Annotated in this window: 11 protein-coding genes; 3 read left to right on the top strand and 8 right to left on the bottom strand. The window is 44.1% G+C overall.

Features of this window, described 5'->3' with window-relative positions; all coding sequences use genetic code 11:
- The first annotated feature begins 239 nt into the window (after positions 1 to 239).
- The gene (locus JUI58_RS15255; protein WP_204104656.1) at positions 240 to 695 is read left to right on the top strand and encodes a cyclic nucleotide-binding domain-containing protein; all 456 of its coding nucleotides are present in this window, start codon (positions 240 to 242) and stop codon (positions 693 to 695) included.
- An 18-nt stretch (positions 696 to 713) separates the two neighbouring features.
- On the opposite strand, the gene JUI58_RS15250 is transcribed toward JUI58_RS15255, so the two are convergent.
- A complete protein-coding gene (locus tag JUI58_RS15250; protein ID WP_204104655.1) occupies positions 714 to 1,604 on the bottom strand; it encodes a hypothetical protein in 891 nt (296 codons plus the stop codon).
- A 3-nt stretch (positions 1,605 to 1,607) separates the two neighbouring features.
- Entirely contained in the window at positions 1,608 to 2,918 is a 1,311-nt protein-coding gene (locus tag JUI58_RS15245) for a DNA methyltransferase (RefSeq protein WP_204104654.1), read from the bottom strand.
- A 159-nt stretch (positions 2,919 to 3,077) separates the two neighbouring features.
- On the opposite strand from JUI58_RS15245, the gene JUI58_RS15240 reads away from it, so the two are divergent.
- On the top strand, positions 3,078 to 5,768 hold the full coding sequence (locus JUI58_RS15240) for a DEAD/DEAH box helicase (RefSeq protein WP_204104653.1): 2,691 nt from the start codon (positions 3,078 to 3,080) through the stop codon (positions 5,766 to 5,768).
- A 119-nt stretch (positions 5,769 to 5,887) separates the two neighbouring features.
- Positions 5,888 to 6,628 (top strand): 16S rRNA (uracil(1498)-N(3))-methyltransferase, encoded by a 741-nt coding sequence (locus JUI58_RS15235; RefSeq protein WP_204104652.1) that lies wholly within the window; start codon positions 5,888 to 5,890, stop codon positions 6,626 to 6,628.
- Between the two features lie 115 nt (positions 6,629 to 6,743).
- Here the strand turns inward: JUI58_RS15235 and JUI58_RS15230 are convergent, their stop codons facing one another.
- The 6 genes from JUI58_RS15230 to tig form a co-directional block, all read right to left on the bottom strand.
- Complete coding sequence (locus JUI58_RS15230) at positions 6,744 to 7,550, bottom strand: phycobilisome rod-core linker polypeptide (RefSeq protein ID WP_239121501.1); 807 nt, start codon at positions 7,548 to 7,550, stop codon at positions 6,744 to 6,746.
- Positions 7,551 to 7,863: 313 nt separating this feature from the next.
- On the bottom strand, positions 7,864 to 8,667 hold the full coding sequence (locus tag JUI58_RS15225) for a TPM domain-containing protein (RefSeq protein WP_204104651.1): 804 nt from the start codon (positions 8,665 to 8,667) through the stop codon (positions 7,864 to 7,866).
- A gap of 71 nt (positions 8,668 to 8,738) precedes the next feature.
- Entirely contained in the window at positions 8,739 to 9,605 is an 867-nt protein-coding gene (locus tag JUI58_RS15220) for an alpha/beta hydrolase (protein ID WP_204104650.1), read from the bottom strand.
- Between the two features lie 6 nt (positions 9,606 to 9,611).
- The gene (gene clpX, locus JUI58_RS15215) at positions 9,612 to 10,967 is read right to left on the bottom strand and encodes an ATP-dependent protease ATP-binding subunit ClpX (RefSeq protein ID WP_204104649.1); all 1,356 of its coding nucleotides are present in this window, start codon (positions 10,965 to 10,967) and stop codon (positions 9,612 to 9,614) included.
- 13 nt (positions 10,968 to 10,980) lie between these two features.
- The gene (clpP, locus tag JUI58_RS15210) at positions 10,981 to 11,691 is read right to left on the bottom strand and encodes an ATP-dependent Clp endopeptidase proteolytic subunit ClpP (protein WP_204104648.1); all 711 of its coding nucleotides are present in this window, start codon (positions 11,689 to 11,691) and stop codon (positions 10,981 to 10,983) included.
- 236 nt (positions 11,692 to 11,927) lie between these two features.
- The gene (gene tig, locus JUI58_RS15205) at positions 11,928 to 13,355 is read right to left on the bottom strand and encodes a trigger factor (protein ID WP_204104647.1); all 1,428 of its coding nucleotides are present in this window, start codon (positions 13,353 to 13,355) and stop codon (positions 11,928 to 11,930) included.
- Positions 13,356 to 13,535: the final 180 nt, after the last annotated feature.

The following is a 13,535-nucleotide window of genomic DNA, read 5'->3' as shown; positions in this document are numbered from 1 at the left end:
GACCCAAATAACGTAGTACGCGGGGTACTTAGTCTGGTCAGAATGGCTTGTTAGATTTCTCTTTCAAGCCTCACGCCTTTAGGCTGAGGTTCCTGACCATCTCTAAAGTAGGGCGCGATCGCCTCTGGGAAGAGTTGAATTGGGGGATTCTCGTGGTTCTCCAACCTCTGCTAACATTGAATTACTTTACGCTCATGCCCGCCTCCCCGTTACCGATTACAATTTCCCATAACCCATAAATGTTAAGTAGCTTTGAACGCTTGTTATTTATTCGGCGCGTCTCGATCTTTCAGGAATTGCGAGATGAATTTTTGGTGAAATTGGCTTCAGCAATGGACGAACTCTCTTTTCCCTCGGATCACACCATTTTTGAACAGGGAGAAGAAGGGCGATCGCTTTACATTGTGGTTTCGGGAAGAGTGCGAGTCCATTTGGGCGATCGCGACTTGGCCAAATTAGAACAAGGCACCTTTTTTGGCGAAATGTCTCTCTTTGACGCGGAACCGCGATCGGCTTCTGTTACGACACTGGAAACTTGCGACTGTTTAACTCTGAATCAATTACAACTCATCGATGCGATCGAAGAAACCCCAGAAATTGCTGTTAATATTACGCGATCGCTTTCTCGACGCATTCGCGAATTAAATGGCAAGATTAATACCTATGAAAAACAATTGAAAGAGGTAAACAGTTGAGACAAAATGCGATCGTACTTATTTAAGTTGTTCAAGAAACTGAATGAGTTGTCTTTTCTCTCGAAAAGTGGCTCGGATTATATCTCCATTACTGTAGTCGATTGTCACCTTAAATCTCTCAAATTCGCCTTCTGGATTGAAAAAATCGAGTTGCTCCAAGTCAATTAATATATTATCAATTGCTTCAAACTCATATTTCTTGCCAAACAGAGGAATTAGGCTAATTTTGACGATATATCGTTTAAGAACTGCTTGGAGTCGATCCATAAATCGATCGATTTGGTCTTGAGCGATTTGGTCTTGAGAATTTTTTATTAAATGTTCTTTGATTTTTTCTTGCTCTGAAATTCTCAAATTTTTCAGTTTTTCAACAGCAATAGTATAACTTTTTCCAACAGTTTCTTCATTAAAAGCAATATCAAAATCGATTTCTCTAAAAGCTGTAATTACAGCTTCATAAGGTATATAAATCACAGAAAATCCATTGTTTTCGAGTTGTTGTAAAGCAGGCTGTGTAAATTTACCCGCCAGAACTACACCATAAAATGGTGCAGATAGTTTATGATATTCAATAATCGGTAAAACTGAACCTTGAATTTCTTGAGCTTTATTTTTAGAATGTTTTGTGTATCTGCGCCAAGCTGCCTCAATAAATGCAATTGGCTTGCCAATTTCATCCTCTGTACCATCAATTTCAATCACGAAGTCTAGATCGTGTTTATTTCCATGTCTATCCTTCCAAGTGACTTTTTTACCTTGTCTTGCTGTACGATTGCGTTGCCAATCTAGATAATAGTTTTGGGATTCAGTAAATTCTTGCAATCTGGGTTTAAGGATATGATTTAGAACAACATTCTCAACAAATTTACCTAAATTTTGACCAAATTGGTGAGCAGGAGATCGTGCCATGATTTACCTATTAATCCAAAGAATTCCTTCCTGAAGTGGAACGGTATGTTTTCTATTTTTCCATTTTATGTTTCGATCTCTAATTTTTTCAAAAGACCAAGATGTAAATCCTGATGCTACAGCCAGTTTACCCAGCCATTTTTCGACGGGGACATAAACGCCATAAGGGGCTGAATCTCCAATAACCATACAAATCTGACTATCAGATTTAGTGACCCGATAAAGAGCGCGCAATACCCTTCCCATATCCAAGAAATAAGCAGCAATCATAGTATGATACTTCTTCCTTCCTCCTTTTGTTAAGCGGACTTGAGCTAATGTTTGACAAACAGAACTCAATTCATTATTGATTGATTCAATAATGGGTTCGGCAAGTAATAAATCTAAACATAATCTATCTTTAGAAACGTGCTGCGAACTCGATCGCACCAGAAATCGACGGACTAACTCATGCAAATCTCCCCAATTATTTACCTCTCCCCAAAAAGTCATTTCTAAACGAGTAGCATCAGCATAATCATAATTATTCGCATAAGGAGGAGAAGTCAGAACAAAATCAATGGAACGATCGCAAATTGTTGCCAATGTTCGTGCATCTCCTTTGAGAAGATTGGCGTGACTATTTCTCACATTATCTTGCATCTTCTCCATATCTTCTCGCATGAATTGAACTTGATAATCTAGTGCGATAAATGGGTTTAATACCTTAGCTTTGCGCTTATTTGGAAGAATGTATTGCCATTGTGCCGTCCCGACATAGCTCGTGGGTCGTAAAATTGCAGAAATGGCTAAAAAAACTAAATCATTAATCCCCTCTGATAAATTTTGTGCAACTGTTAAATAGGCTTCTTTAATTTTCCAGAGGTCTTGTAAGTTTTCCTCTGTATAGCACTGATTCAATAACTTCGGAATATTCTCAGGAAATACGGGATCAATCTTAAGAGCAATATTTTTAATTTCGGCAATTGTGTCTAAAAATTCACTAACAGTAGAGTACCAGTGCAGTTTTCCACAAGCAAGTCGATAAACGAAGGGATGGGATTCAACGCCATAGGAGTTAATACTATAGCGATCGCAAGCAACACAAACAGTTCCAGAACCCACAAAAGGATCGAGAACTGTTTGAGGCTTCTTTTCTAAAAGAACTTTTTCAACCCAAGTGGCAGAAAAACCCGCAGAATAGCGAAACCAACGATGAAGAGGCAGTTTCATATTATTAGTAAAACTTCCCCATTTTTCTTTCGTTGCTCCTTTTGAGGAAGAAGTCAATAAATCAGGGGTAGAAAAAAGTTCGAGTTGAATGCCCTTCGTCATTATATACTAGGAATATTGCTCAATTGTTCGCTGAATTCTCAAGATATTGAGCTATTTTACTCCTTAATGGCTAAGTTCTGGCAACATTTGCCTTAAAAGTGCGATCGCCATTCCCATTGAGGCTCTAGAATAGAAAAAACGGGAAATTTCCCCCTTTATATGAACGAGCCAATTAGTAAAATTACAACTTCAAAACCCTCCCTCGAGTTAGAAAAACTCTTTCCCTTTAAACTCGATCAGTTTCAACAGCAAGCGATCGCCGCCCTCAACTCGGGCAAATCCGTTGTCGTCTGCGTTCCCACGGGATCGGGAAAAACCCTCATTGGAGAATATGCCATTTATCGCGCCCTAAGTCGAGGCAAACGAGTCTTTTATACAACCCCCCTCAAAGCCCTATCTAATCAGAAATTTCGCGATTTTCGTCAGCAATTCGGCGAAGAGAATGTGGGACTACTCACCGGAGATGCTTCCTACAACCGAGAAGCGACGGTGTTAGTGATGACCACAGAGATTTTCCGAAATATGCTCTACGGAACTCCCATCGGACAAGTGGGAACTTCCCTCACGGATGTAGAAGCCGTAGTTCTCGATGAATGCCACTATATGAATGATAGTCAGCGCGGGACTGTTTGGGAAGAATCAATTATTTACTGTCCGCCCCAGGTACAAATAGCAGCCCTCTCCGCTACAGTGGCGAATGCCGACCAACTCACCGACTGGATCGGACAGGTTCATGGTGAAACCGTCCTCATTCACTCCACTTTTCGCCCCATCCCTCTTGAATTTAATTTCAGCACCCTCAAGGGTCTTTTCCCTCTCCTAAATGAGAAACAAGATGCCGTCAATCGTCGCTTATTACCCCAAGGACGGCGCAACCCCAAACAACGCTTGAGAAAAGAAGATTGCCCCCCCATTATACAAGTGGTGAAGCAACTAGAACAGAAAGATATGTTGCCAGCGATCTACTTTATTTTTAGCCGTCGGGGATGCGATAATGCCGCAGAACAATTGCCTGGATTTAATCTCGTTAATCCAGGGGAGGCGAGGGAGTTAAAACAACGTATTGAGGAGTTTTTGGCTTGGAATCCCAGTGCTGCCCGTAGCGGACAGGTGGAACCCCTGCATCGCGGTATTGCTGCCCATCATGCGGGAATTTTACCTGCTTGGAAGGGGTTTGTCGAGGAATTGTTTCAAGCAGGGTTAATTAAAGTCGTGTTTGCTACGGAAACTCTGGCCGCCGGAATCAATATGCCCGCCCGCACTACAGTGATTTCCGCCATTTCCAAACGCAGCGATCGCGGTCATCGTCTTCTAACGGCTTCTGAATTCCTGCAAATGGCAGGACGGGCGGGACGGCGGGGTATGGACGAAAAGGGCTACGTGGTTACGGTACAAACGCGCTTTGAGGGACCCAAAGATGCCGCAACTTTAGCGTTGAAACCCCCAGATCCTTTAGTAAGCCAGTTTACTCCCACCTACGGCATGGTGTTGAATTTACTGCAAACCCATCGTATTGAAGAAGTTAAAGAACTACTCGAACGCAGTTTTGCCCAATATATTGCCACACTCGCCCTCGAACCGGAAAAAGAGGCGATCGCCTATCTAACCACGGAATTAGCCAGACTGGATGTTGAACTTGCCCCAATTAACGACAAGCAATTCTCCCATTACGAGAAACTTAAACAACACCAGCGAGAAGAACGCCGCTTATTAAAAACCCTGCAAGAACAAGCAGAACAAACTCATCATCGGGAAATTACCCGCGCCCTGAAGGAAATATCGAGCGGGCGAGTGGTTTATCTTAAAGGTAGACATATTAAAGTCGCGACCCCCATTGCTGCCATTGTCTTCGCCCAAACCCCAGGAAGCGGTCAAGCCCCTTATTTCGTCTGTTTGGGAGAGGATAATCGTTGGTATGTGGTAGCCACTGCCGATATTATTACCATCGATCCAGCTTCTTTATCTCTTTCTCTTCTCGATACATTAGTTCCTCCCGATACTTTAACGATTAAACTAGGGCAATCTTTTAAAGGAGATGCAATTAGTGCGGAAGTTGCTCGCTGCATTCCCAATAATGCGATCGCCGCCCTAGAAACCCCAGAAGTTTACGAACAGCGCCAAAGACTTGAAGCTGTGGGAGAACAACTGCAAAATCATCCCCTCATGCAATGGGGAAAACCAGGAAAACTCCTCAAACGCAACAAATATCGTTCGGAACTGCGATCGCAACTGCGCGATCGGCAAGAAAAATACAAGGACTATCAAACTCACCACTGGCGGGAGTTCATGAGTTTAGTCAAAGTCCTGCGGGAATTTCAGGCACTGGATGGATATGAACCTACGGATCTGGGCAAGGCGGCGGCGGCAATTCGCGGGGATAATGAGTTATGGTTGGGTTTAGCAATGATGTCCAGTCAGTTAGATCGATTACGTCCCCAAGATTTAGCGGCGGCAGCTTATGCCTTAATTTCTGAATCCCCTCGCCCCGATACGGGAACAGCTTATCTGCCTCCCCAAGAAAGTTTAATTGCCCTCAAGCAACTTTCTCCTTTGCGAAAAGAGTTAATTAAATGTCAATATCATCATAAAGTGAGCTTACCGGTTTGGTTAGAAGAAGAGATATTAGACCTCATTGGTATTGTCGAACAATGGACATTAGGGGTCGAGTGGGATGAAATGTGCGCCCAAACTAATTTAGATGAGGGTGATTTAGTGAGAATACTGCGGCGGACAATGGATATTCTCTCACAAATTCCTCATGTTCCAGGATTATCGGAAGAATTAAAACGCAATGCGAAACAGGCACTACAGTCCATGAAACGTTTCCCTGTGGAAGAAATGACGGTTTGATAATTGATAATTGATACTTACGCAGCTAGGGAGCGAGACGCTCCCACTCCCCTATTCTAGATAGTGCGGTCATTTTGCCCGTTTATGCGTGAGTCCTAGATTATTGATAATTGCCAAAAATGTCCTCTCAACTCCAACGATTAACGATCGCCCCGCAACAGCAACGAGACCATCAAATCCTTCTCACCCCAGAACAAAAACACTATTTACTGCGGGTATTGCGATTGGGAAATGGCGATCGCTTTATTGCTATGGATGGTCGAGGCAAAGCCTGGATCGCAGCTTTGGAAAATGAAGGCGCGATCGCGATCGAACCGTTATCCCTACAAAGTGAATTATCTTTAGAATTGACCCTAATGGTTGCATTACCCAAAGGGAATGGATTTGATGAGATTGTTCGGTGTTGTACCGAGTTGGGGGTCAGCACATTTGTGCCTATTATTAGCGATCGCGTCCTGTTGCGTCCGAGTCTGCAAAAGCTAACCCGATGGCGCAGAATTGCCACAGAAGCCGCAGAACAGTCGGAACGGGCGATCGTGCCAACAATTCTCGAGCCTCAATCTTTTCAGATATCTTTACAAACCGTACACTGTTCGGAAAAATATATTTGCGTTGCGCGAGGGGAAAATGCTTCCTTATTATCCTGTTTGCAAGAGGGAAAGAGAAGAGAAATTGCACTCTTAACGGGTCCCGAAGGTGGTTGGACGGCTCAAGAAATAGAGAAAGCAAAGATAGAAGGTTATATTCCGGTTTCCTTGGGGAAGCGCATTCTCAGGGCAATTACCTCGGCGATCGCATCGGTTTCTTTGGTTGCTTCTTTCACTCAAGAATCTCATCTTTCTGAATCCCAAAAAATTTAGGGAAGTCATCAATCCACAGAATAATCTTGGCGATCGCCAAAATAATTTTGCCAATTAATAACTTCCCCAATTTTAGTAACCGAGTGTCAACCCGTTATAAGCAAACAAACGCAATTTAGACGTTAGCGGTTTCCCGAGGGGCGCTAGGAGTAGGGCCGATCGAACCGTTAAACTTGCGATAGGGAACAGAACCCATATTGATACTTGCAGTAGCAACCCGAGCCGAAGCGACTCCTTTCGCATTGCTGAGGCCGCGAGCAAGACTCATGTAAAGTGCGGGATCGCCAGCTTTGGGCTTCCGATCCTGCGGAGTATAGCTCCGTACCGTGGTTTGCCAAATGACTTGAGGGAAACCTAAAATCGAGCGATAGTAGGCACCATAGCGAGGAGATTGAATATTAAAGGGTGTTTCTCCCGTCTCCCGTCCGGGCAGAATGCGCCGACGTTGATAGGGAACGGTATCATCGCCAAAATTCTCAACATATTCATCGCTATCGAGCAATTCATCGATGAATCCTTGAGGACCTTTAGTCGCAACTAAAATCGACCAAGCAATTTTCTCGCGTTCGCTGTAAACATCCCGGCCTAAAACCCTCTGAACGGTCTGTTCCACAAAGCGATAGTTGCTGTTGAGGTCATAAAAACTCCGCCGATAGGTATCGGAAAGCAACAAACCCCGAATGAATTCTCGCACGGTGATTTGACCGCAACGAAGCTGGGATTCCAAAAAAGTTTGGCGATCGCACTTAAACGCATGGAAAAAAATCTGGCGATAAGCCGCTTCAATCAGATCCCCCGTATCTCCAGGAGATAGGACGTTTTCTGAAGAGAAAATTTTGGGCTTCTCATCACCCGCCACATCATAACCTTTAACTCGCCCGTTTTGGGACTTTGGAGCATAGTTAATTAGAGGAATAGCCAAGTTAAAACCTCCGTAATCTTATCGAATTTTTACAAAGCTTAATCTCAATAATAATGGAGTTGGGGTCTTTCGCTCTAATAATCTTATCAATTCTTACCAAATTATTTTAATGCCATAACAAGAGTTTCAGAGATTTAAGATCACCTACAACTCAATGCACTAAGCTATTATTAAGTCTACTGATTTTAACAAAAAGTAAAAATATGTTTACTTTTCTTTACATAGGGAGAAATAACAGTGAAGGGAAGATGCAAAGAAAAAGAGGAAAAGGAGAAAAATCTATCCTTCCGTCTTCCCGATTCCCGATTCCTGATTAAGTTTCAGACATAGTTGATGAGTTGAGCATTGGAGATAGATAGGCTACGGTAACACCTAACGCAAAACCCATAACATTGCGAAATAAGGGCAGCCAGTCCGAAGTTCTCGTCACCACCGGACCGATACCAAAAGCGAGAAATAAAATTCCCCACAGGGGAGAGAAAATTAACGCCCACTGCCAGGCAAAAATTTGACCTTCTTTACGAGGAATAGCGGCAAACCCGCAAATCAGACCACCGAGAATAGAAGTAATGAGGGTGAAAATCCATTGTTCTCTGGGTAATCCTGGGACAACACCGCAGCCACCCTTTTGTAAACAGGTAGCAACGGTTTCCATCGTATTAACAATAGAACTCGTTTCCCCATGATCGCGAACATAGTAGAGATTGCCGAATCGTGTTTGTAGCTCAACCCAAAAGGTTCGCGGCAAAAACTCATAAACGTCATCGCCAACACTAAAGGCTAACAGATTTCCCCCTCGGGGGTCAGCAACGAGGAGGATGCTGCGTTCGTCAAGTCCCCAATACTTTTTAACTGCACGACCGGGAGAGCGATCGTTTTGCGTCAGAACCCGTAATTTCCAACCAGTCTCTTGTTCAAAGTGGTCAAAGCTATCTTTTAAGGATTCTTCTTGAAGGGAGGGCAGAAGGTTGGCTAGATCGACGATAGGAGTTTGAATATCGGGAAGAAGTTCGGGATTATTCACCGCACTGGCATTGGGGGCAACGAACCAAACTGAAAAGGCGGCAAAACAAGCCACTAAGGAGATAAACAGGCGCTTAATCAAGGGGTTTTGCATTGGCAATATTAATTAACTGTGTTTGTTATCGGTAAACAAATTATAAGAAATATTTTGATTCTTTACAATTTTTAATTAATCTCTAGAAATTGTCGGACTTGTCTCAGATAGGTTGCGGGATCTTCCAACATGGGAAAATGACCCGTTTTGGGAATTTCTCTATAGGTGATTTTAGAATTCAGCGCTGCCGCACTTTTTCCTAACCTAGGGGGAATAATTTGGTCTTTTCCTCCGGCAATCAACAATGTGGGTATCTGTAAACTGGCAAAGGCTTGGGGCATTTCTGTGGCGGCTTTTTTGCTGACGGCGGTTTTTATGGTTTCCGTCGCTGTTTCGCGATCGGCTTGTAAATAGTCTTCTAAAAACATCCGATTCAGGCGATCGCTCAAAGGACGATGTAAAAATCGCATCATAAATAAGCGCCCGGCAAAAGGCACGCTCATAAACCACTGATATCTGAGCTTAACCACGAGAGTCCCAGCCACATGAAAAGCAGGAAAGGTAATTTTGTTGTAAGTAAAAATGCCGCTACAAGTTAGAATCAGTTTTTCAATTCGTTGAGGATAGCGACAGGCAAATAATGTGGCGATCGAGGCACCAAAAGAATGAGCCATGAGAGTAAATTTCTCAACCCCCAATTGAGCCAACAAAATCACTAAATCTTCCGCATATTCTTCCAGTTCGTAACTTAAAGACGGCGATCGCCCCGCTAAAGTAGAACTGGATAAAGTAGAACGGCCAAATCCGCGAAAATCATAGAGCAAACAATCAAAATATTCGCAAAGAATGTTCGCCACATCCTCCCAATACTTTGCCGATCCCCCCCAACCGTGCATAAACACGAGAACGGGTTTTGACAAACTTTCCTTTTCTTTGCGTACCCATTGATAATAATGTTCAACTCCCCGAACACTGATTTTTTCTCCTTCCGCTTTCATTTTGATTTATGCTGATTCTGGCTTCAAAAGAGTAGAAGGATGAACTAAAAGTTCGGCGGTAGAACGTTTTTCCACCATTTCCTTTGTAATCGCACAACGGCGCAGATCTTTACGCGAGGGTAACTCATACATTACCTCGAGCATAAGTTCTTCAATAATCCCCCGCAGCGCCCTGGCTCCGGTTTTGCGTCGATAGGCTTCTTTGGCGATCGCCCGCACAGCTTCAGCACGAAACTCTAACTGTACGTTGTCCATCCACAATAGCTTTTGATATTGCTTCACTAACGCATTGCGAGGTTGAGTGAGAATTTCCATCAAGGCTTCTTCATCCAATGGATGTAGTACCGCCGCAACAGGCATCCGACCAATAAATTCAGGAATTAAACCAAACTTGACTAAATCTTCCGGTTCTAAAGATTGCAAGACATCCGCAGTGCGCTGTTCCTTAGAGGGTTGGGCTTCTCCTGGCTGAATAAAGCCCATAGATTTTTTCCCAGTTCGACGCTCAATCACCTTATCGAGTCCGACAAATGCCCCACCGCAAATAAAGAGAATATTGCTGGTATCGATTTGAATACAATCTTGATAGGGGTGCTTGCGTCCGCCTTGGGGAGGAACATTGGAAATTGTTCCTTCCAGCATCTTCAAAAGGGCTTGCTGTACCCCTTCCCCAGAGACATCCCGGGTAATGGAAGGATTTTCGCTTTTACGGGCAATTTTGTCGATTTCGTCAATATAGATAATACCTCTCTGTGCCTCCTCGACATCCAGATCCGCCACTTGCAAGAGACGCAGCAGAATATTTTCCACATCTTCCCCCACATAACCGGCTTCCGTAAGGGTTGTCGCATCAGCCACAGCAAAAGGAACGTCTAAAATTTTAGCCAGAGTTTGAGCCAGCAGAGTTTTCCCCGAACCCGTCGGACCAATCAGGAGAATGTTGGATTTTTGCAGTTCTACCGTCTCTTCTGCTCCTTCCTTACCCGCATTATTGTTTTTTGCTTGGACAAAACTGAGTCGCTTGTAATGGTTATAAACTGCCACAGAAAGCACTTTTTTGGCTTCATCTTGGCCGATCACGTGTTCGTCAAGATATTTCTTGATTTCCGTCGGTTTGGGAATTTGATTGAAACTAATTCGCTCTGCGGGAGTGCGGCGCTGTTTTTGGGGATGCTCTTCTGGACGGGAAACCGGTTGTGGGGTGGGACTTGATGAATCGATTAACTCCTCATCTAAAATTTCATTACAGAGTTCGACGCATTCATCGCAAATGTATACCCCTGGCCCTGCGATTAGCTTTCGGACTTGTTCTTGGGATTTACCACAGAAAGAGCATTTTAAATGGGAGTCATATTTAGGCATATTGACCTCGTATTTAATAAGTTAGGGCGGTAGCTGGAATTTCAACTAGGGACAGTCCGGGTTTAGTGATGACGCGATCGATTAATCCATAGTCTCGAGCCTCGCGAGAGGACATAAAGAAGTCTCGTTCGGTATCGGCGGCAATTTTATCGAGGGGTTGCCCGGTATGACTGGCAAGGAGTTCGTTCAGTTGTTCTTTGATGTAGAGAATTTCTCTCGCTTGAATTTCAATATCGATCGCCTGGCCTTGGGCTCCTCCGAGGGGTTGGTGAATCATGACTCGGGAACTCGGTAAGGCCATGCGTTTGCCTTTTTTGCCTCCAGATAAGAGAAATGCCCCCATACTGGCGGCTAAACCGTAGCAAATCGTTGCCACATCCGGGCGAATTTGCTGCATGGTGTCATAAATCGCCATGCCCGCGTAAACCGAACCCCCAGGAGAATTTATGTAGAGTTGAATATCTTTTTCTGGGTCTTCTGCATCTAAAAAGAGCAATTGAGCAACAACAGAGTCAGCAACGGTATCATTGACTTGACTGCCCAAGAAAACAATCCGTTCTCGTAATAATCTGGAGTAAATATCAAAGGCGCGTTCGCCCATTCCTGATTGTTCCACAACCATTGGGATCACGGCTTCGGGGGAGCCTGCCGAGTTATGGGTGGAGGAATAGGAATGGGTTTGAGAACTGTAGGGTGAAAGATCTGGCGATCGCGATTCAATCATTACGGCTGTCGTTTAGTTTTGAATTTAATATAAGGGTACAAAGTTTTACGCTTGGTTTTACGCTTGTCTTATTGTGACTATTATGCCGCAAGTCTTTCAAGTCTGTCGTGCAATTGGGTAAAAGTTATGATTTATTTGTCCATTGTTTGTTGTGGAAAATGCTGAGAGGGCAAGGGTTATCGCTTTTTTAAAAGAAATTCCGGAGAGAACTTTACATCCTATCCGGAATTTCTGCTTTATTCGCTTTCGTCGGGGACTGTTTCTGCCTCAACTTCGATAGCGGGTTCTACTTCTGTCTCTGAGTCTGGTTCTGGGGCTTCTGCTTCTTCTTCCGAGGCTTTGAGGGTTCCTTCTGGGACAAGTTCAACAGTCGCTTTTTCCCGCAACCAGTCGAGGGCAACTCCTTGACGCAGATCGTCGGTGACGAATTCTCGCACGCGATCCATGTCCAGTTTGCGATCGCTTAATTGTTCTACCAATTCTGCCACTCGTTTTTCCAGTTCTTCCTTATCAACCTCTAATTTTTCGAGTTTGGCTACTTCTGCTAAAGACAAGGAAGATTTAAGATTTTCCATGGCCTCGGGTCGCGCTGCTTCTTTTAATTGCGGCAGGCGATCGGAAGTGAAAAACTGGTTGACATCCAAGCCGTAGCGTTCCATTTCCATCAAACTCTGCTTGACCAAAGTTTCACTTTCTTGACTGACGAGGGTTTCTGGAAGATCGACTTCGGCAATTGCCACGAGAGCCTTGGTAAGGGCTGTTTCAATATTGCCCTTAGTTTCGTTTTCCGCTTTTTCTTGATATTGAGATTCTAAATGCTCTCGAAGTTCAGCTAAGGTCTCAAAATCGCTAATTTCTTCCGCGAGTTCATCATCGAGTTCCGGCAGTTCTTTTTCTTTAATTTCATGTAAGGTGACATTAAAGATGGCTTCTTGACCCGCTAAGTCTTCTCGGGCGTAGTCTTCAGGGAATTTCACGGGGATTTCTTTAGTTTCCCCAATCTCCATTCCCTCAATTCCGGCGATCAAATCTTCGATAAATTTCCCAGATTCCAACTCGAGTTGAAAATCCTTCGCCTCTGCTCCCGAAATGGCTTCTTCTTCTCCTTCTTCATTGGCGCTCAAGCGTCCGGCATAGTCTACAACTACTGTATCTCCCATTTTTGCGGGGCGATCTTCGATCGGGACGAGGGTGGCCAAGCGCGATCGCTGTTGGTCTAAGAATTCATCAATTTGGCTGGGTTCGTATTTGATTTCTTCGGCTTTAACCTCTAGGGCTTGATAATCCCCCAGCTTGACCTCTGGGGGGACATCCATTGAAGCTAAAAAAGTTAAAGCATCGCCGGGTTTATAGTTGCCGACAAGTTCTTCAAAAGCGGGTTCGATCTGATAGTTTCCTAAAACTTCGATGGATTCTTGGTCGATCGCGCTTTGGACGCTCTCTTGCACGATTTTCTCTAGGGCTTCGGCCTTGATATTTTTCGATCCCAAACGCTGAACTAAGATTTGACGCGGGACTTTCCCCGGACGAAATCCCGGTATTTTTACTTTGCGAGAGAGATCGCGGACGACCTGTTCGTAAGCCTGTTTGGACGTTTCGGGGGGAATTTCGAGTTCTAAGGCAATCTGACTGGCGGGACGTTTGGACTTGGCAATAATTTTCATCGAAAAATTGGGTAGAAACCCTGTCCTTATAGGACGGCTTTATATTAGTTTCGCTACCGCCTTGGAGTTGTTTAATTAGGGTACTTTTGTATTGCACTTTTAACAGGACAATTACTGTATCTAATTAAACAACCCTGTACGCATAGCGGTTTTGCTCTTTCGAGCCTCCCTTTCGGGGTA

Origin of the sequence: Spirulina sp. CCY15215 (genome assembly GCF_016888125.1) — a bacterium.
Taxonomy (GTDB): Bacteria; Cyanobacteriota; Cyanobacteriia; order Cyanobacteriales; family Spirulinaceae; genus CCY15215.
Note: the sequence above shows the minus strand (reverse complement) of the source record. Positions and strands in the feature narration are given on the sequence as shown.